At 31.8% G+C, this 19,961-nt stretch carries 17 protein-coding genes; 3 read left to right on the forward strand and 14 right to left on the reverse strand.

The window, feature by feature from the left end; all coding sequences use genetic code 11:
- Positions 1-46: 46 nt before the first annotated feature.
- The 3 genes from G9F72_RS17085 to mraZ are packed head-to-tail and all read right to left on the reverse strand — an operon-like array spanning position 47 to position 1,952.
- On the reverse strand, positions 47-532 hold the full coding sequence (locus G9F72_RS17085) for a cell division protein FtsL (protein WP_164955837.1): 486 nt from the start codon (positions 530-532) through the stop codon (positions 47-49).
- Positions 533-559: 27 nt separating this feature from the next.
- Positions 560-1,492 (reverse strand): 16S rRNA (cytosine(1402)-N(4))-methyltransferase RsmH, encoded by a 933-nt coding sequence (gene rsmH / locus G9F72_RS17090; protein ID WP_164955838.1) that lies wholly within the window; start codon positions 1,490-1,492, stop codon positions 560-562.
- 31 nt (positions 1,493-1,523) lie between these two features.
- Positions 1,524-1,952 carry a division/cell wall cluster transcriptional repressor MraZ gene (gene mraZ, locus G9F72_RS17095; protein WP_164955839.1) on the reverse strand — a complete coding sequence of 143 codons (429 nt, stop codon included), beginning with the start codon at positions 1,950-1,952 and terminating at the stop codon, positions 1,524-1,526.
- A 309-nt stretch (positions 1,953-2,261) separates the two neighbouring features.
- On the opposite strand from mraZ, the gene ychF reads away from it, so the two are divergent.
- Positions 2,262-3,359 carry a redox-regulated ATPase YchF gene (gene ychF / locus G9F72_RS17100; protein ID WP_164955840.1) on the forward strand — a complete coding sequence of 366 codons (1,098 nt, stop codon included), beginning with the start codon at positions 2,262-2,264 and terminating at the stop codon, positions 3,357-3,359.
- A 66-nt stretch (positions 3,360-3,425) separates the two neighbouring features.
- Here ychF and G9F72_RS17105 read toward each other — a convergent pair whose 3' ends face one another.
- Positions 3,426-5,720 (reverse strand): AAA family ATPase, encoded by a 2,295-nt coding sequence (locus G9F72_RS17105; RefSeq protein ID WP_164955841.1) that lies wholly within the window; start codon positions 5,718-5,720, stop codon positions 3,426-3,428.
- A 248-nt stretch (positions 5,721-5,968) separates the two neighbouring features.
- On the opposite strand from G9F72_RS17105, the gene G9F72_RS17110 reads away from it, so the two are divergent.
- Positions 5,969-6,388, forward strand: coding sequence for a hypothetical protein (locus tag G9F72_RS17110; protein WP_164955842.1), 420 nt, complete (start codon positions 5,969-5,971; stop codon positions 6,386-6,388).
- A 113-nt stretch (positions 6,389-6,501) separates the two neighbouring features.
- Here the strand turns inward: G9F72_RS17110 and G9F72_RS17115 are convergent, their stop codons facing one another.
- Positions 6,502-9,111 carry a cation-translocating P-type ATPase gene (locus tag G9F72_RS17115; protein WP_224676154.1) on the reverse strand — a complete coding sequence of 870 codons (2,610 nt, stop codon included), beginning with the start codon at positions 9,109-9,111 and terminating at the stop codon, positions 6,502-6,504.
- A gap of 334 nt (positions 9,112-9,445) precedes the next feature.
- Here G9F72_RS17115 and G9F72_RS17120 point away from each other — a divergent pair, with 334 nt between their 5' ends.
- The gene (locus G9F72_RS17120; protein WP_164955843.1) at positions 9,446-11,089 is read left to right on the forward strand and encodes a putative manganese-dependent inorganic diphosphatase; all 1,644 of its coding nucleotides are present in this window, start codon (positions 9,446-9,448) and stop codon (positions 11,087-11,089) included.
- Between the two features lie 99 nt (positions 11,090-11,188).
- Here G9F72_RS17120 and G9F72_RS17125 read toward each other — a convergent pair whose 3' ends face one another.
- The 9 genes from G9F72_RS17125 to flhA form a co-directional block, all read right to left on the reverse strand.
- Positions 11,189-11,950, reverse strand: coding sequence for a hypothetical protein (locus G9F72_RS17125; RefSeq protein WP_164955844.1), 762 nt, complete (start codon positions 11,948-11,950; stop codon positions 11,189-11,191).
- 144 nt (positions 11,951-12,094) lie between these two features.
- Positions 12,095-12,892: a flagellar hook-basal body complex protein gene (locus tag G9F72_RS17130; protein ID WP_164955845.1), complete on the reverse strand. Its 798-nt coding sequence runs from the start codon at positions 12,890-12,892 to the stop codon at positions 12,095-12,097.
- 28 nt (positions 12,893-12,920) lie between these two features.
- A complete protein-coding gene (locus tag G9F72_RS17135) occupies positions 12,921-13,703 on the reverse strand; it encodes a flagellar hook-basal body complex protein (RefSeq protein WP_164955846.1) in 783 nt (260 codons plus the stop codon).
- 196 nt (positions 13,704-13,899) lie between these two features.
- Positions 13,900-14,364 (reverse strand): DUF6115 domain-containing protein, encoded by a 465-nt coding sequence (locus tag G9F72_RS17140; protein WP_164955847.1) that lies wholly within the window; start codon positions 14,362-14,364, stop codon positions 13,900-13,902.
- A gap of 17 nt (positions 14,365-14,381) precedes the next feature.
- The gene (locus G9F72_RS17145) at positions 14,382-15,113 is read right to left on the reverse strand and encodes a FliA/WhiG family RNA polymerase sigma factor (RefSeq protein ID WP_164955848.1); all 732 of its coding nucleotides are present in this window, start codon (positions 15,111-15,113) and stop codon (positions 14,382-14,384) included.
- Between the two features lie 11 nt (positions 15,114-15,124).
- Entirely contained in the window at positions 15,125-15,769 is a 645-nt protein-coding gene (locus G9F72_RS17150) for a flagellar brake protein (RefSeq protein WP_164955849.1), read from the reverse strand.
- 12 nt (positions 15,770-15,781) lie between these two features.
- Positions 15,782-16,633, reverse strand: coding sequence for a MinD/ParA family protein (locus G9F72_RS17155; RefSeq protein ID WP_164955850.1), 852 nt, complete (start codon positions 16,631-16,633; stop codon positions 15,782-15,784).
- The gene (gene flhF, locus G9F72_RS17160; protein ID WP_164955851.1) at positions 16,627-17,895 is read right to left on the reverse strand and encodes a flagellar biosynthesis protein FlhF; all 1,269 of its coding nucleotides are present in this window, start codon (positions 17,893-17,895) and stop codon (positions 16,627-16,629) included. Before flhF ends, G9F72_RS17155 begins: the two co-directional genes overlap by 7 nt.
- Positions 17,892-19,958: a flagellar biosynthesis protein FlhA gene (gene flhA, locus G9F72_RS17165; RefSeq protein ID WP_411955938.1), complete on the reverse strand. Its 2,067-nt coding sequence runs from the start codon at positions 19,956-19,958 to the stop codon at positions 17,892-17,894. The genes flhF and flhA overlap by 4 nt, the downstream gene beginning before the upstream one ends.
- Between the last annotated feature and the right edge of the window lie 3 nt (positions 19,959-19,961).

A 19,961-nucleotide genomic window follows, 5' to 3' on the forward strand; every position in this document is an offset into this window, starting at 1 on the left:
TACTATTATCTGTGAAAAAGAAAACATAAAAATTAATAATTGCTATTTAAAAGATAAAATTTTTAATTTTATTTACTATTTCATTACTTACTTTTATTTTTGAATTTTCAGTTGTTCCTAAATTGTTTTTGCTCAAATTACAATATTGTACATCGCTAATCCTGGGTTTAACCATGTGAAGTTTCTCAGTAGCAGTTTTCTCAATGTAACTTATATTTCTAAACTTAAGTAGTTGGACTTTGTACGCGTCATTTTCTTTACTTAATACGTCTATTTGAGCTTTAGCTTTAGATGTTGTATCTTGATAATTATAAATCATACAATATCTAGCAATAATAACAACTCCTATAATAAAAACTAGAAAGATATTTGTTAGAGCATTTTTTTTCTTTTTTATATCCTTTAGTTTTTTACTTTGGTTTGTCTGTTGTCGTGATTTTTCTAGCTCTTCATATTTTCGTTTTTGGATTCCATTTTCTGGTGCGAGTACTGTATTCCCATCCATTCCAAACTTGTTTTTTTCTACTATCACTTTATTCACCCCATCCCCAAATTAGAACTAAATCTTTTCAGCCACTCTTAATTTTGCACTTCTGCTTCTTTTGTTAATTTCTAATTCTTCCTCTGTTGCCACTATAGGCTTTCTACTTATAAGTTTTACAATTGATGTTTTACCACACACGCACATAGGTAACTCTTTTGGGCACTTACAAGGATCATTTAACTCTTTAAATTTATTTTTAACAATTCTATCTTCAAGTGATTGGAATGTAATAACTGCCATTCTTCCTCCGCGATTAAGTCTATGTACTCCATTTTCTATTGCATTATCTAATATTTTTAATTCACCGTTAACTTCAATTCTTATACCCTGAAATGTTCTCTTAGCCGGATGGCCACCTTCTCTCTTATACTTAGCTGGTATAGCTGCATCTACAACATTAACTAGTTCCAGCGTAGTATCAATAGATTTTTCGGCTCTTCTGTCTATAATAAAATTAGCTATTCTTTTAGAAAATTTTTCTTCTCCGTAATTTCTTAAAACCTCTCCGATTTCCTGCTCACTATAATTATTCACCACATCATATGCTGATAAACTTTGGCTTCTATCCATTCTCATATCAAGCCTTGCATCTTTCATGTAGCTAAATCCGCGTTCTGCACTATCTAATTGAAAGGAGGACACCCCTAAATCCATAAGGATACCATCTACTTTTTCTATTTCCAGTTTTTCGAGTATTTCATCAATATTGTAAAAATTATTATGTACATATGTAACATTATTATATTCTTTAAGGTTTTCCTTCGCTGCCCTTAATGCGTCCTCATCTTGATCAATTCCAATTAAGCGTCCCTTTGAAGACAATCTTTTTAAAATTTCTAATGAATGCCCTGCACCTCCTAATGTACAATCAACATAAATTCCATCTTCTTTAATATCTAGCGCATCAAGGCACTCATTTAATAAAACTGGTAAATGCTTAAATTCCATAATTTTTCTCCTTTTATAATCCTATTTCAATCTATATTCCGAGTTCCATCATTTTTTCTGCTATCTCATCAAAATTCATATCCGAGTCATTATATTCATCCCATTTATTTTTAGCCCATATTTCTATCCTAGTTGATACTCCTATACTTACTATTTCCTTTTGTATTGAAGCATATTCACATAAATTTTGTGGTATTAAAGCTCTTCCTTGTTTATCTATTGTTATTTCATTTGCACCCGAGAAGAAAAATCTCACAAAGGCTCTAGCATCTTTACTAGTTAATGGAAGTTTTTTTAGTTTTTCTTCCATTATTGTCCATTCAGGCAAGGTATATATGTATAAACACCCATCTAGACCCTTAGTCAGTATAAATTCATTGCCTAATCCCTCTCGAAATTTGGTGGGGATAATTATTCTGTTTTTACTATCAATGGCATGTTGATATTCACCAATAAACATTTTACTCCCCCACCTTATAACTTTACTCCACTTTAATCCACTTTAAACCATTCTAAACCACTTTTATGTATTATTCTATAGAAAAACGAAAATTCCTTCTTATTTTAGCGAGTTATTATTAATTTTTAAAGATAATTAAATTATTTAATTATTTTACTAGAATATATTTACTAAAAATATACTATTATCCACATGTGAGTTTTCATAAAAACCCCACAGTATTATTTACTTTCTTGATATAGGAACAAATCTAGAGTATAATTTAAAAGGTGTCAATAATTTGAGAGTAAGAAAGGAATGTACATATATATGAAGCTAGGAATTGTAGGTTTACCAAATGTAGGGAAGAGCACATTATTTAATGCAATAACAAAGGCAGGAGCAGAATCTGCTAATTACCCATTTTGTACTATAGAACCAAATGTAGGAGTTGTTAGCGTTCGTGATAAAAGATTAGATGTGCTACAAGCTCTTTATAATAGTAAGAAGGTAATTCATACCGCAATTGAATTTTATGATATAGCAGGCCTTGTAAAAGGAGCCAGCAAAGGAGAGGGACTTGGTAATAAGTTTCTATCCCACATCAGAGAAGTAGAATCTATAGTTCATGTGGTAAGATGCTTTAGTGATGACAACATCATTCACGTTGATGGCAACGTGGATCCACTACGAGATATTGATACAATTAATTTAGAACTTATTTTTTCTGATCTTGATGTATTGGAAAGAAGAATGGAAAAGTCATTGAAACTTGTTCGTTCTGGTGACAAAACAGCAAAAATAGAATTTGAACTTATGGAAAGAATAAAGAACCACCTTGAAGCAAACTCTCCAGTAAGAACATTAGAATTTAACGAGGAAGAATCTGTTTTTGTAAACACCCTTTTCCTAATCACTTCAAAACCAGTATTATATGCTGCAAATATTAGTGAGGAAGATCTAGTGTCTGGTAATTCAGAAAATGCTATGGTTAAAAGTGTTAAGGAATTTGCTGCAAATGAGAATTCAGAAGTAATTATAGTTTGTGCAAGGCTTGAAGAAGAACTATCCACTTTAGAAGAGGATGAAAAAATGGAACTTCTAAGTGAATATGGTCTTGATGAATCAGGTTTAGATAAACTTATTCACGCAAGTTATAAGCTGCTCGGTTTAATGAGCTACTTAACTGCAGGCCCTCAAGAAATAAGAGCATGGACTATAATCAATGGAACTAAAGCTCCAGCTGCTGCTGGTAAAATCCATTCGGATATCGAAAGAGGCTTTATAAGGGCAGAAATAGTTTCCTTTGATAAATTAGTAGAATGTGGCTCTGAAGCCGCCGCTAAGGAAAAAGGCCTTTATAGACTTGAAGGAAAAGAATATATTATGCAAGATGGCGATGTAGTTAACTTCAGATTTAACGTATAGAATTAAAAAAGCAGGACTTGGATATTTAAAATATATCAGTCCTGTTTTTTTAATAGCATTAAATCATCATTTTTTGCTACTATATTTTTTTAATTCCTTGGTAATAGCATTCATTACTTCTTGGGAGTTCACTTCTGAAGTTCCCATTAGCACCTCCATAGCATCTTCTATAGAGGTCATAGTATATATATGAAAATTTCCATTTTTAATTTCTCTCTCAACTTCTGCATTTAAAACCAAGTCATCTGCATTAGATAGTGGTATGACTACACCTTTGCCCACTATTGTATCTATGGCTTTGCAAACTCCAAAAAAACCTTCTATTTTATCATTTACCCCACCTATAGGTTGAACATCACCAAATTGATTTACAGAACCTGTGACAGCAATATTTTGTTTTACAGGTATCTTACTTAAGGCGGAAAGCATACATATTATTTCTGCCACAGAGGCACTATCCCCATCTATTTTGCCGTAAATCTGTTCAAAGCTCAAATGGAAATCCACTGGTAGTTTATTGAATCCACCATTAATAGCACTTATATATCCCTTTAAAATATTAATAGATTTACTATGAATATTTCCGCTTAGATTACTATCCTTTTGAACATCTACAATATTTCCTTCTCCCCTATAGCAACAGCAGGTAATCTTTATTGGCTTGCCAAAACTTAAATATCCAGTATCAATTACTGATAATCCATTCACTTGTCCGATTCTACTATTTTCAACGTCAATGAGCATTTTCTTTTCAGTATAGTTATTTAAAATTTCCTTTTCCATAATATCTTTTTTATAAGCAATTCGGATTATATCTTCTGCACTAATCTCTTGTTTATTTTCTTCGCACACCTTATTGTTTGATAGTGTTAATAACTTACTTATTTCATATTTATCATAATATATTTTTTTTCTACTCTGAGCCTTTCGTGATAATACCTTTGCTACTTCTCTTACTGCTCCACTTGTAAGGCGCTTAAAATCATTTTCACTACAAATATTATTTATCTCAAATATTAAAGAGTTCTTTAAATCATTGTCTATATTCTGCAAGGGACTACATTCTGCTTTTATGGTGAAAATTTTTCTAAAGTCTTCATCATAATTATAAAGCAAGTCGTAAGTTTCATAATCCCCAATAAGAATCACTTTTTCTTTAATGGCTATAGGTTCTGGTTTTATGGTACTTAATGAGACCAGGTCATAATAGCTTCTGTTATAACTCACATCCACTTTCTCTGCTAGCAATGACTTTTTTAAATGATAGTAAGCTGAAGGATTGCTTAGCAGCGTGTTTGTTCTAATAACCAAACAGCCTTCATTTGCTTTTAACATACTACCACTTTTTATTAGTTCTATATTCGTAGTATAAGCCCCATTGTGATTTTCGTATTCTATATTTCCAAGTAAATTTGATAAACTAGGATCCTGTTCAAATATTACAGGTGGACCTACGTTTTTACTATTATCTACAATTACGTTTATGGCATATTTAAATATAATTTCATTTATTTTTTCCTCATCCTCATCAAAGCTTAATGAGTAATTATCTATAAGTTTTTTTTCAATGTTATTGCATACCATATGGAAATAATCTTGAACAACTTTATCCTCACTGAACCTGATTTTACATTCTTCTTTTAAATCATTCATTTCATCTTTATAGTATACTTCCATTATTTGTTTTAGTTTGTCTATGTCTCTTTCTTCAATATTTTTTAATTCTTCTAATATTTCCTTAGCTTTATCTTTCAAAAGGCGTACTGTATCTAAAATACCTTCTTTTTTTTCACTATCTAATATATCATATTCACTTTCAGTCATTTCTTTCCCGCTACTTAAAGGAATGAATGTAAATCCATTGTTAGCAGATTTTATATCGAAGCCTTTGTCTTTAGCCGAATCTATTAGTTTAGCAATTAGTTCATTTCTTTTCTTTTGAATATTTTCCTGTATTTCTTCCTTTTCTTTGTTTGTAGAATTGTTATAAAACTGGAATGTGCACTCTAAATATTCATTCTGCATTTCTTCAAGTGTGCCTTTTAGCTTATTACCTCCACCATTGCTTACAAAAATTGCTTTAGGAGATTTTTCATCCTCATATAATAAATAACAAATATCTTTTGGTTTCCTCTTATTTTCATAAATTTTATTTACATATTTCATAATATCTTTAAGAGTCTCTTTTGAAAAATCGTCTATTAAATAAATATTAAAGCCCTCTTTATCTATATTTAGGGCAGTTTTAATATTTTCTATTACATCAAAATACTGTGGTAATGAATCCAAGGGTTCTCGCACTTTCATATCTTCAATATCAAATTCATATATAATGTCTTTTGAAGTTAATTCCCTGTTCATATTCACCCTCCTTTCAATCCTTTATTATATTAATATTCTTAAATTACTAATTTAGGAACAAATATTATCATTGAGATATAATAATATTTTATGAATTTATGCATAATTATATTTTTTTGTAATGAGTTGGAACAACAAATATTTAAAATAGACTTTTTTTAATACTTGAGTTAAATTACAACATAAGATATAATAAGTTATTGACTTTTTATATTTTTTATAATTTTTGCTGTAAAGGAGTAATACTGATGGGATTTAAAGAAAAAATGACTAATAGCTATACACAGGCTTATTTGAAGAGATATGGTGACAGACTTACTCAAGCACAAGGGAGAGTTCTATCCGTCAAAGTAGAAGAAAAAAGTTACTTTAAAATATTTTACAAATTACTCGTAACCATCTTAGTAAAGGCAGATGGAAGTAAATCTATTGCTAAGTGCGTATTTAAAAAAAGACGTTGGTTTAAAAAAATCAACTTTATTTCTGTGCTTCAAGGACATTCTGTTATAATTCAAGGAATGAAGGGTAAAAAAGGAAAAGAACACAGAGAGCAGATTCAAATTGTAAATATTAGAAATATGACTACAAAGAAAGATTTGGTACCAACAAAGGGAGATACTCCTACTCCAAAAGTGCAACGAGTAAGGGCTGATAAGCGGTTTAAATAAATAAAAGGGACTGCCTCAAAATGATCATTTTGAGGCAGTCCCTTTTAAAATTTATTGCAGCACTGCACGTGATAACAGCACGCAAGTGATGCGAATATCACTGTAAGTGATAATTAATGGTTGTGTATTAAATATAAGTACAAGCTGTTAATAAAAGAAATAATACCGGAGAAGAATAAAATAATACACCATTGACCAAAATTAAGCGGTATTGTATGAAATATGCTCTGTAGTGCTGGAACATACACTATGCTAAGTAGCATAAGAACGGATATGCCTACAGCCCCAATTAGGTACAGATTTGTTAAGGGATTAATTTCAAATAAAGACAGCTTTTCCGATCTACATTCAAACACATGTATGAGTTGCGATAACACTAGAGTTCCAAGAGCTAACGTTCTACATGCCTCAAGACTCATACCATAATATTTACCACCAATAAAAGACAATATCGTACATACACCAATAAGGCATCCACGGATGATAATCTTTTCTGTAAGTCCTCTTGAAAATACACTTTCATTCTTTTCTCTTGGTTTTTCAAACATAATATCACCGTCAGCAGGGTCAACTCCAAGCGCAATAGCAGGAAGTCCATCCGTAACTAAATTTACAAATAAAATCTGTATTGGAAGCAGTGGATTTTCTAAATAAAATAGCGAAGCCAAAAACATAGTAAGTACTTCGCCTAAATTACAGGACAATAAATACCTAATAAATTTTCTTATATTATTATATATTACACGCCCCTCTTCCACTGCTGCAACAATGGTTGCAAAATTATCATCTAAAAGAATCATTGAAGCTGCCTCTTTAGTTACATCCGTTCCCGAAATCCCCATAGCTATACCAATATCTGCTTCTTTTATAGCTGGAGCATCATTTACACCATCTCCAGTCATGGCAACAATTCCATTATTGTGTTTAAATGCTTTTACAATTCTTAACTTATGTTTTGGGCTAACCCTTGCAAATATCTTATAATTGTTGATATTTTTTTCTAATTCCTTGTCATTTAATAGATCTAGTTCATCTCCAGTTATAACTTCGCCAGGATCGAGGCAAATATCTAACTCTTTCCCAATAGCATAGGCAGTGTTTTTGTGATCTCCTGTTATCATTACAGGTTTTATACCAGCAACCTTGCATTTTAAAACCGCCTCTTTTACTTCTGGCCTTGGAGGATCAATTATTCCTGCAACACCTATGAAAATTAAGTTAGACTCTAAATTTTCATTTTTAATAATACCAGACACCTTATAGGCAGAAGCTATACACCTTAACGCCTTATAAGACATAGAATCTACAGCCCGGAGTAGTGCATTTTTATAATTAGGCAGCATAGGCTGCACGTTTCCATCTACCAATATATAATTACATTTTTCTATAACTCTTTCTGGAGCACCCTTTACATAGCAAACTTCTCTATCGTCTTCGCGAACAACCACAGACATAATTTTTCTTGTTGAATTAAAAGGTATTTCATATACACGTCTGGATTTACTCAAAAATTCTTGTAGCTCTTTAGAGTTTCCAAAAAATCCTTTGATTAATGCAGTTTCAGTAGGATCACCAAAGAGGGATTTCTCTAAATTCTTTCCATTGAAATCGTAATTACAATCATTACAGTATGTATACGCACTTTTCATAACTAAATTTAATGGAATTTTATCTTTATCAACATGATAAACCCGTCCGTCAAAATACAATGCTTTTACTGTCATATTATTTTCAGTTAAAGTTCCTGTTTTATCTGTGCATATTACAGAAGTACAACCTAGTGTTTCCACCGCTGGTAATTTCCTAACTAGTGCCTTCCTTTTAAGCATTCTAGATACTCCAAGAGCTAAAGCTACCGTTACTATAGCAGTGAGCCCCTCTGGTATAGCAGCTACTGCTAGACTTACTCCAAGTAAAAACATTGCGTACTTATCTTGTCCACGCCAGATACCCATAAGCGTTACAACCGCGCAAATTATTATACAAAGTGCAACTAATATTTTCCCAAGATGATCCAGCCTTTCTTTTAATGGAGATTTCTCACTTTCAATATTATGAAGCATATTTGCTATTTTTCCCATTTCCGTGTTCATTCCTGTAGCTACAACCTTTGCTTTAGCTTTTCCTGTAAGCAGTATTGTACCCATATAAATGTTACTATCACTAGAACTTGCACTTTTGTGTACTCCAGCTGACTCTCCAGTAAGCAGTGATTCATCTATCATTGCATTATTGTCCTCAGTTAAAATACAATCCGCGGGAATTCTATCTCCACTTTCTAAGATTACCAAATCACCTGGCACTAAATATATGGCATTTATTACGAGTATTCCTCCATTTCTAAGTACTTTAGCCGTTGGTGCTGCTAGCTGACTTAGCGCCTCCAGAGACCGTTCAGTTTTATACTCTTGAATAAACCCTAGTATTCCATTCATTATAACTATAATAAATATAGTTATTGCATCTGCTTTTTCTCCCATGAATCCTGAAATAACTGTTGCAGCAATTAATATCCAAGTAATAAAATCATTAAATTGCGAAAAAAATATTGAAACAGGAGATATCTTTTTTTTATTTTCTAATTTGTTATATCCATATTTCTTTAATCTAGTTTCAGCCTCTTGTGAGGTAAGCCCCCTTGATGTGGTTACGCTATCATAAACAGAGCCTCTTGGCCTGTTTTTATCCTTTGCATTATCCTTTGACAATTGTTCGTTAATCACTACATGTCCCCCTTATACTTGTCTGACCTAGATAGGATTCCATAATTCTTTAAGCTTACTAATTCACTATATTTTCATTCTCTACTAATATATGTGTTTGTTTACTTACATATGAAAAGAATGTAGTGTAATATTTTAGCTATTATTGATTTTTTCTTTACAATATGTAACTTTAAATATAAAATAGTACTAACAATGATTATTAATGAAAGAATCATAATGGAAAAATAAAGATGATAACAATTTATAATTGTTATCTACCCCAGACGAGAACAAGGATGGGTAACAATTTATAATTGTTACCTACTCCAGCGAAATACAAGGAGGTACATACGTGAAAAACATTATTTATGTTACTGGACATAAAAATCCAGATACTGATTCTATTTGCTCTGCTATTGCCTATGCAGAGTTTAAAAATAAAACCGGAAAAATTCCTGCAGTTCCTATAAGACTAGGCGCAACAAATTTGGAAACGCAATTTATTCTTAATTACTTTAACGTAGCGGAACCTGAGCTTATAACTACTGTTAAAACACAGATTTCTGATTTAGATATAGACATTGTAGCTCCTATTTCACCAGATATTTCTCTAAAAATGGCCTGGTCCATTATGAAGAAAAATAATATTAAAACCCTACCTGTTATAGATGAAAATGATAGGCTAGCTGGTGTGGCTTCAGTTTCAAATCTTGCTGCAAGCTATTTAGATATTTGGGACAATTCTATTCTTGCCAAAAGTAATACCACACTTGAGAATATTTTAGATACTCTATCAGCTAAATGCCTATTTAAACCAGAACATGATTTTAAAATAACTGGAAAGATTATTGTAGCTGCTATGAATCCAGAAAGCACGAAAACTGTAATTGAGGCTGGTGACGTTGCTATATGTGGCGATAGAGAAGATTCTCAGTCACTAATAATTAGTTCTAAAGCTTGTCTTTTAATTATTACGGGAAACCATCCTCCAACAGATGTAGTTATAAAACTTGCAAAAGCGAATGACTGTACAATTATATTAACCCCTTATGATACTTTTACGGCTTCTAGATTAATAACTCAAAGTATCCCTATAAATTATGTTATGACCAAAAAGAATGTACTAAGCTTTAATACAGAGGATTTTATTGAGGACATAAAGTATATTATGCTTGAAACCAGGTACAGAAGTTATCCAGTAATTGATGAAACTAATAAAGTTATTGGAAGTGTATCCAGATTCCATCTAATATCACAAAACAGAAAAAAAGTAATCCTTATGGATCATAATGAAAGAACTCAATCTGTATCAGGCCTTGAGGATGCTGAAGTATTAGAAATTATAGACCATCATAGAATTGCAGATGTGCAAACTGGATTCCCTATATATTTCAGAAATGAACCTGTAGGTAGCACTTCAACCATCGTAGCCTCAATATTCTTTGAAAATGGAATTAGACCTTCAAAAAGCGCTGCAGGCCTTCTATGTGCAGCAATAATTTCAGATACGCTACTTCTAAAATCTCCTACATCTACTATAGTAGATGAGCTTGTATTAAAAAGATTAGCTCAAATTGCTAATTTAAACATAGAAGAGTTTGCTAAAGAAATGTTTAAAGCTGGAACATCCCTTGAGGGTAAAACTGCTCAAGAAATTTTCTACCAAGACTTTAAGACCTTTTCTCTTAATAATTATAAAGTTGGAGTATCACAAGTTGGTACAATGTATATTGATGGCTTTGATCCATTAAAAGGGGACATAATAAATCTGATGAGCAAAAAAGCCAAGGAAAGTAGTTATGACATTATTTTGCTAATGTTAACCGACATATTAAATGGCGGATCTGTATTAATAGCTGCGGGGCAACATAAAGATATTGTTTCAAAAGCCTTTAATGTTACTCTTACTGATAATGGTGCATACATACCTGGTATAGTATCAAGAAAAAAACAAGTTATACCACCTATTGCAGCTGCCATAAATCAAATAAAGTAAATTTTATAATATATTATGAAATAAAAAAACAAAGCAATTTTTTAATATGCTTTGTTTTTCTATTTGTATTTATTATAACCCATAAATGTAACTATAGGACTATACTAGCTTTAGAAGCAAAATAGCAGTGAAAATTATAAAACATATTGAATAACTTATACTTAAATAATCCTTAATGCAAGAATCATCAATCTTATTATTATATTCTCCATAACTTTTTAAATAATGCATATTATTACCATTATAGTGGAAATAAAAATTAACGGATTCTATATAAGCCGCCAGGATATCCACATTAAGAAGAGGTTTTTTCAAAAGATTACTAATAAAATCTCCTTTAAATTTTATCTTAAGATTTTTATTCTTAAAAGCATAGATTACATATAAAAATGCTTCCGCTATTAAAGCTGGAATTATAGTAGCTATTGCTAAAATTGTACCTATTATATTCAAATCCTCGTCCAAACTTAAATTAAAAATTAAAGTAAATACAATAGCAGCTCCATTTCCAAATATTGTAATATAGAATAAAGGAGCAATAAATCCACACACCAATGATCTAGATATAGTAGACATTGTGTCATAAAATTGTTTTCTTTCAGTGTGATTTAAATTCTTTCTCTCTGTATTACTTATATCTATAACTATAAAAGCTGTCAAAGCATTGTATACCTCATTACTTTTTATAAATGTAAGCCCAATATATATAGCAATTACAGCAGATAAATATAAAAATTGTATCACATATATATTTTTAACTTTTTTCCACAATTTTATGTTAATGAAATTAAATAGCCCTTGCCTATCTAGTCTCCATAGCAATATACTAAATAAACATCCAAATACATATCCTATTCCCATTTCCATCCCCCTTGTTCATATTATTACGCACTTTAATATTAATATATGAAGGGGACTCTTTAATTAAAACTATTTTTATTTTATTATTTCTAGGAATCAAAAAATAGACATACTTTCATAAGTATGCCTATTTTAATAATAAATTTATTTGTGCAAGTTATTAGCCATTTGCCACATTTCATCTGCGGTTTTTAAAGCAGAAGAACTAAGTTGAAACGCTCTTTGGGTTATAAGCATATCTGTCATTTCAGTTGCAATATCAACATTTGATAATTCTAAATATCCCTGCTTAATAGAATAATCAGTACTTTTTGAAACCTGCACACCAGGCTTTGGCATATACAAACTATCTCCTACAGAAATCATCGAATTATCCCCTACAACATTTGAAATTCTCACTTTTCCCACCTGTAAATTTACATTGTTTTGTTTTATAGTTACAAGGCCTTTTTCATCTACATGAAAATTATTTGCATTAAATTTATAAGGTCCATCTAACCTATTAATATTAATATCCTTATTATCAAGTATACTTAATCTATTTCCCTTTTGGTCAACTATAGTGCCACTTGCATCTGTTAAAAAATTACCTGCCCTTGTATAAGCCTTGTTACCATCCGGCTGAACCACCTCAAAATAGCCGGTACCATCTATAGCTAAATCCGTCGGAAGCTCTGTAGATGTAAGACTACCTTGCATATTGTCTCTTGTCCATTCTCCAACTCTAACACCAGTACCATTTTGCAATATTGCTTTACCATTAATGCCTTTAGATACGGGATACCCCTTTCTATCAAGTGACTCGTAAACAAGGTCTTTGAAATTTGCACTAATTTTTTTATACCCATTAGTATTCACATTTGCAATATTATTTGATATACAATCTAGCTTTTCCTGTTGGGCCATCATAGAACTTTTGCTATTCGATAAAAGTCTTAACATCTGCTACATCCCCCCTAATTTGCATGTTTTATCTTACGGTCCCTACTTCATTAACAGCTTTTCCTAAAGTTTCATCCATGGCTTGTAGAACTTTTTGGTTACTTTCAAAATTTCTCATAATTGTCATCATATTTACCATTTCACTTGCAACATTAACGTTAGATTTCTCTAGTGCATTTTGCCTAACTGTAATTCCTCCATTATCAATTGGACTTGCTGCTTCGAACAAATTATCTCCAACCTTTTTAAGCGTTTTATAATCTGCAAAGTCCACAGTATTTAATTTAGATGTGTTTTCACCATTAACTGAAATATTCCCACTTTTATCAACTTGAAGTTTACCATCACCTACAAATAGTGGTTCCACTGCATTTGTTGCACTATTTTTACATAGCACCTTGTCTCCGCTATCCGTTACTAAAAACCCTTGTCCATCAACGTGAAAATCGCCACTTCTGGTATAATAATTTTTATTTGAAATACCATCATTCCTTTGTACTGTAAAAAATCCCTTTCCTTCAATTGCAAAATCTGTGGCTTTATCTGTTGTTTGTATAACACCTTGAGCAAAATATGTGTTTAAGTCATCAATTCTACTTCCCGTACTAAGGGAACCTATGACATTTTTAGTATTTACACCGTTTACAATTTTGTCATAGTTTTGTATTAGCACATCATCAAATTTTTTAATGGAAAGATTATCACTTTTAAAACCAATTGTACTAGCATTTGCTAAATTATTAGATACTACACTTTGTTTAGCCTCACCAGTTATGAGTCCTGTCACTGCTGTGTAAAGACCTCTAATCATTTTCCCACTTCCTTATTATTAATAATTGGCATTTCATCAGGGTAACGCATACCATACCCTCTAGCCTTTATTTCAACCTTACCTTTACTCATTTCATAATTTATCTTTGCACCACTTAATAAAATCGCAGAAATAATCAGTCCTATCCCTATTCCTATTAGAAGTTTTCTATCGCTTAGAAAGTCTATTAAATTTTTTATCTTATATATAAATCCTTTATTAATAGTACTTCCCCCTTACCTAAATGCATTATTTCTGATATTTCCTCCACAGATAGTCCCTCACTAAATAATCTTTTTATTCCCTCAACCTTTTCACTGCTACTATTATCCGCTTCATCTATAATAATTTCACTTTTATTTTCATCATAAATTTTCTCGTTATGTTCTATACTGCCTGCTTCCTCTAAATATGAAGTATTTAATTTTTTATTTGTGACCTGGTTTTTTTTCATAATTTCTTTCATTTCCATAATTTCACTTTGCAGTTCCAAAATACTCTCTGAAAATTCTAGTCGTAGTTCTCCTATTCTAAGATCATAATCCTGAGTATTTTCTATAGCATTTGAAAGCGCCCCATTAAAAGACTTACTCTGCTTTTTTATAGATAAAACGTTTAAAATTACAAGAATTAATCCAATAAAAATCAATAAACCCGTCATATAATTCACTCCAAATTCTATACTATTTCATATTTTAGTCTTACTAAAGCTTTTCTTAGATTTACAAGTGCTCTGCTGTGAAGTTGACAAACTCTTGATTCAGATACGTTCAAAATACGGCCTATTTCTTTTAATGTGAGGCCTTCATAATAATATAATGTTAAAACCATTTTATCCTTCTCCTTTAGGTTATCGAGGCCTAAAGATAAATATTCGATTTGTTCTTTTTCTTCTAATGCTTTTTCTGGGCTTGGACTCCTAACATCTTTAATTGTTCCACTAAGGGGCATTTCATCCTCATCAGAAAATATTAAATCCTCTAGTGAAACTACAGATATATAGTTTATATTATTCTCAATGTCAGCTACCTCATTAATAGTAATTTCAAGTTCCTTTGCAATTTCATGGTTTGAGGGTTCTCTATAGAGAAGTTTCTGTAGCCTCTCAATAGCTTCATTATACCTATTAAGCTTATCCATAGCGCCCTTAGAGATGGGGCTATTTTTACGTAGCTCATCAATCATAGCACCTTTTATTCTTATTGCTGCATAACTAGAAAACTTCATGCCTTTAGTTGCATCAAATTTTCCTAGTGCATCCATAAGTCCAAGCATTCCATAACTAATTAAATCTTCATATTGTACATATTTAGTTTTTCCAATTATTACTCTAGATGCGATATATTTAACTAAGGGTATATTGTTTTTAACAATTTGCTCACGCACATCAACTACACTCGCTATTGACATATAAGCGCCTCCTAATTTTTTTTCATCTGTTCTCTCATAAGTTGAAATATATATCTAATAATTTTTTCCTGAGTTATGCCATCTAAAGACTCAAAGCTTAACCCGCAAAGAAATCTACCTTGATCATCTTTTACAATTCTCTTTGCTTGTCCCACTATAAGTATATTTTCATTATTAACCGTTAAATCCACCAAAATAAAATCATTGGTCTTAATTTCTTCTGATACTCTGACCTTCATGCCACCACCGCTTAAATCAACTAGTACCGCCTTCAAATATTCACTCTTATCGATGGTACTTGGCTTTGTTCTAGGCTGATTTTTAAGGTTTTTATATTTAGCAGTGTTTATTAATGGTACTCTGACATATTTTCTTCTTTGAATTTTTTTTATTTCCATAGGTTTTGATATAATTAAAATAGGTATATTTTCAAATTTACGTCCTATAATTGAAGACTTAAATGTATAAAGATTTTCCTCCTCATAATAAATTACATCTATAATAGTTCCCTTTGACAATGGAACATATTGACCTGCACTCATAGGAATACTAATCTCTATATAATCCTCTGTTAAATCTTGTATATTGGTGTTGTAATATTTTTCATCAAATAATATTTCTAATTTCTTGTTTATGGCAAAATCCACTTTAATCATTACCCCAACCCCTTATGAAAAAATGCTGAATATTTTCTTAAATAACCCTTCTATCCCCATACCACTTGTTTTATCATTCATGCCTTCAATTTTGTTTGCGATACTATTTATATCCCGAGCGGCCTCTGAACTAGGATAACTTACTATTACAGGTTGTTGAGCACGTACAGCATAAGCTAATTTCTTATCTTCACCGATTTTACCTAAATAGTCTAGTTTCATACCAAGAAATTTAGTAACAGCATTATTAAATTTATTAAAAGTCATATTAGCTTCATTATTATCTAAGGATCTATTCACTATGACTTTCGCAGAATTTTTAATATTAAAATGCTTAACAGCCTTAAGTAAACTATAAGCATCTGTTAGCGAAGTAGGTTCTGGAGTTGTTACAATTATTAAATCCTCACAGCAAGCAATAAAACCCAAAACACTTTTATTTACACCAGCCCCTGTATCCATTATTATATAATCTAGTCCCGTTAAAGCAGTAAGTTTATTTAAAAAGGCATTTCTTTGAGTTTCTGTCAAATCTTCAACTTTCATAAGAGCGGAGCCTCCTGGAAGAAGTTTCACCCCAAAGGGTCCATTTACCACAACCTCTTCAATTTCTTTACCATTGCTTATAACATCAAATACGTTATACATTGAAGAGCATCCCATTATAATATCATCATTTCCCATACCTATATCCGCATCAAAAATCATAACTTTTCTACCCATTTTTTGAAGCGCAATAGATAAATTTACTACTATATTACTTTTCCCAACTCCACCTTTACCAGAGGTAACTGTTATAATCCTAGGCACACTATCATCATTTTTCGATGCCATTTGTCTAAGTCTTTGTGCCTGGTCTAGCATATAGTATCCTCCCCAAGTATAAGACTAACAATTTTGTCTGGGGATAATTCTTTAACGTCATCAGGTACATTTTGACCAGTTGTCACAAAACTTAAGGGGGTCTGGGCAGTTTCTATTATATTAAGTATAGAACCATAAGTGGAAGTTTCGTCTAATTTAGTTACTATTATACTATTATAATTCAAAATTTGATATGCTTCAATAATATATTTAATATCTTTATTCTTTGTTGTAGAACTAAGTACTAAATGGATGTTTTTTGTATCAGCCTTTTCCACAAAAGTTCGAAGTTCAGAGATTTGCATTTTATTTTTACTACTTCTTCCAGTAGTATCAATTAAAATTACCTCGCATTCACTCATAGTTCCTATGGCATTTTCCATATCCTTTATATTGTATACAACTTTAAAGGGTATGTTCATAATATCTGCGTAGGTTTTAAGCTGTTCAACTGCGCCAATTCTGTAAGTATCTACAGTAATTAGCCCTACTTTTTTCTTCTCCACTAGTGCTAGCCTTCCTGCTAGTTTAGCAATGGTAGTAGTTTTTCCTACTCCTGTTGGCCCTACTAGCACTATCCTACCTTCTAATTTTGGAATAGTCACATGAATCATTTCTTTTAAAACAAGTTTCAATTTTTCATATTCATCAGTTTGCATATCACCTGTTTTTATTTCATTTTCTCTTATTTCATCTGTGTAAGCTTTAAAATCTTTAATTTTCTTCATTATATTGACTATGGTTTCACTATCTACGTCATTGTCTTCTAATAATTTTTCTATATCACTTTTATTATTTCCTGGGCTATTAACACTAGTAACCTTACTAGCACTAGAGAGCTCACTTTTAAGTGAGAGCTCACTAATCATAGTTTTCATTTGTTTCATTTCACTCATTAGGTCCATTGTGGGTTCATTTAAATTAGCCTTGTTGCTTGCATTATTGCTTCCCTGTTCATACCCTAAATCACTATTTACAGCGCTAACTTGATTTTGAATCTCCCTTGGATAATTTTCAATTCCATTTTGCTGCTGCACAACTTTTTTAATTGCCACAATGCTTTCTTTCACACTTTGGTCTTGTGGATTTATTTCATTTTCAACAGCTGCTGTAACTTCAATAATCTTAGGAGAGAATAATCCTTTTAATCCTGGTTTTCTGATTTTTCTTTGGCTTATAATAACAGCTTCCGAGCCTAGCTCATATCTTATTCTTGTCATGGCTTCGTTCATGCTACTCACTATAAATCGTTTTATAATCATTGTAGAGTCACAACTCCTTCAGTTTTAATCTCAATTTCATTTGGTATCTCATTGAGAGAAAGCACGGAAACGCTTGGAAATACCATTTCAATCAGTCTTCTAAAGGCTGGTCTTATCTTTGGTGTTACTAATATTACTGGTTGATTATTGTGAAAATAAATTGTGTTAATATTACTCTTAATGGAATTTAATATTTTACCTGTGGTATCCGGTTCTACTGCTGGAAAAGAACCCTGTATAGATTTTTGAATGTTACTAGAAATAATATTCTCAACTTCTGGCGCCAAAGTTATAATTGTTATAATTCCATTGTCATCAACGAGTCCATTACAAATACTTCTTCCCAGTGAAAAACGAACATATTCTGTTAAAACTTCCAAATCCTTAGTTATTCTAGAGTTATCTGCTAGAGACTCTAAAATTGTAACCATGTCCTTTATAGCTACTCTTTCTTTTAGTAAGCTTTGAAGAACCTTTTGTACTTCACCAATAGTCATAAGGTCTGGTATTAATTCTTCAACTACAGTATTATATTTTTCTTTTACAGAATCAATTAATAGCTTAGTTTCTTGCCTACCTAGAAGTTCAAAGGCATGATTTTTAATCGTTTCTGTTAAATGAGTAACCATTACAGTAGTTGGGTCTACAACTGTGAGTCCCTTTATTTCAGCATCTTCTCTTTGATCATTATTTATCCATACTGCAGGCAGTCCAAATGTGGGTTCAATGGTGTTAATGCCTTGTATATTAATCTCTTCGGAACTAGGATCAATACAAAGTAACATACTTGGCATTAAATTGCCTTTAATTATTACAGTTCCGCGAATCTTAACTACGTATTCATTTGTTTTTAGTTGCAAATTATCTTTAATTCTAATAGGTTGAACAACAATTCCCATTTCTAGTGCACACTGCCTCCTTACTGAGGCAATTCTTTGTAATAAATCTCCTCCTGTAGCTTCGTCGGCAAGTGGTATTAGTCCATAACCTATTTCTATTTCCATAGGCTCCACAGAAATCAGACTCATCACATTTTCTGGTTCTCGACTTTCAGTTTCATAATTTTCCTTTTCATCATTTTCTATTCTCATAATCACTTGATCTTTTGCGTCCTTTTGCAGGAAATATGCACTGGTTGCTGTAGCGATGGCAAGCATTATGAAAACAAGTGTAGGCATACCTGGAATAGCCGCCAAAACTAACAATACTATTGATGCTAGTGCAATAACCTTTGGAAACGCAGTAAGCTGAGCCGTTACTTGACTTCCTAAATTTGTAGTACTACCGGATCTGGTAACGAGAATACCAGAAGCAGTTGATATTAGAAGCGCAGGAATCTGGCTTACAAGACCATCCCCTACTGTAAGGCGTACATAAGTGGTTGCAGCTGTTGCAATTGGCATTTTAAGCATTACCACACCTATAATTATTCCACCAAAAATATTGATTATGGTAATAATTATACCCGCTATTGCATCTCCCTTTACGAATTTAGAAGCTCCGTCCATTGCTCCATAAAAACTGGCTTCATCCTGAAGCTTTATTCTTCTCTCTCTTGCCTGTTCTTCAGTAATTGCACCTGCATTCAAATCAGCATCAATGCTCATCTGTTTACCGGGCATAGCGTCTAGCGTAAATCTAGCAGAAACTTCGGAAACTCTACCCGCACCGCTTGTAATAACTATAAACTGTATAATAATAATTATTAAGAAAATAATTATTCCAACTACATAATTACCTCCAACAACAAATTCACCAAAGGCCTCAATTATATCACCGGCATAAGCCTGGGTTAAAACTAGTCTGGTAGATGAAATATTGAGTCCTAGTCTTAAAAGTGTTGTAATCAGCAATAATGTTGGAAAAACTGAAAATTGCAAAACTTCTGTTGTAAACATTGTTAATAGTAAAATTATAACTGCAAGTGTAATATTAAGTGCAATTATTACATCAAGAAGCTTTGGTGGCAATGGAATAATAATCATTAAAACTATTCCTATTACACCAAAGGCTACTAAAACATCTAGATTGTTTTTTATGTTAAATCTCGCTTTTTCAGCCACGGT

Origin of the sequence: Clostridium estertheticum (genome assembly GCF_011065935.2) — a bacterium.
Classification (GTDB): domain Bacteria; phylum Bacillota; class Clostridia; order Clostridiales; family Clostridiaceae; genus Clostridium_AD; species Clostridium_AD estertheticum_A.

Bases quoted from the DNA above. Each gene is read 5' to 3' on its own strand.
- mraZ (WP_164955839.1), bottom strand. From the start codon at position 1,952: ATGTTTATTGGTGAATATCAACATGCCATTGATAGTAAAAACAGAATA.
- G9F72_RS17110 (WP_164955842.1), top strand. From the start codon at position 5,969: ATGGGATTTAAAGAAAAAATGACTAATAGCTATACACAGGCTTATTTG.
- ychF (WP_164955840.1), top strand. From the start codon at position 2,262: ATGAAGCTAGGAATTGTAGGTTTACCAAATGTAGGGAAGAGCACATTA.
- G9F72_RS17155 (WP_164955850.1), bottom strand. From the start codon at position 16,633: ATGCTAGACCAGGCACAAAGACTTAGACAAATGGCATCGAAAAATGAT.
- G9F72_RS17145 (WP_164955848.1), bottom strand. From the start codon at position 15,113: ATGTCAATAGCGAGTGTAGTTGATGTGCGTGAGCAAATTGTTAAAAAC.
- G9F72_RS17140 (WP_164955847.1), bottom strand. From the start codon at position 14,364: ATGACGGGTTTATTGATTTTTATTGGATTAATTCTTGTAATTTTAAAC.
- G9F72_RS17125 (WP_164955844.1), bottom strand. From the start codon at position 11,950: ATGGGAATAGGATATGTATTTGGATGTTTATTTAGTATATTGCTATGG.
- rsmH (WP_164955838.1), bottom strand. From the start codon at position 1,492: ATGGAATTTAAGCATTTACCAGTTTTATTAAATGAGTGCCTTGATGCG.
- G9F72_RS17150 (WP_164955849.1), bottom strand. From the start codon at position 15,769: ATGATTAAAGTGGATTTTGCCATAAACAAGAAATTAGAAATATTATTT.
- G9F72_RS17105 (WP_164955841.1), bottom strand. From the start codon at position 5,720: ATGAACAGGGAATTAACTTCAAAAGACATTATATATGAATTTGATATT.
- G9F72_RS17135 (WP_164955846.1), bottom strand. From the start codon at position 13,703: ATGATTAGAGGTCTTTACACAGCAGTGACAGGACTCATAACTGGTGAG.
- G9F72_RS17130 (WP_164955845.1), bottom strand. From the start codon at position 12,892: ATGTTAAGACTTTTATCGAATAGCAAAAGTTCTATGATGGCCCAACAG.
- flhF (WP_164955851.1), bottom strand. From the start codon at position 17,895: ATGATTATAAAACGATTTATAGTGAGTAGCATGAACGAAGCCATGACA.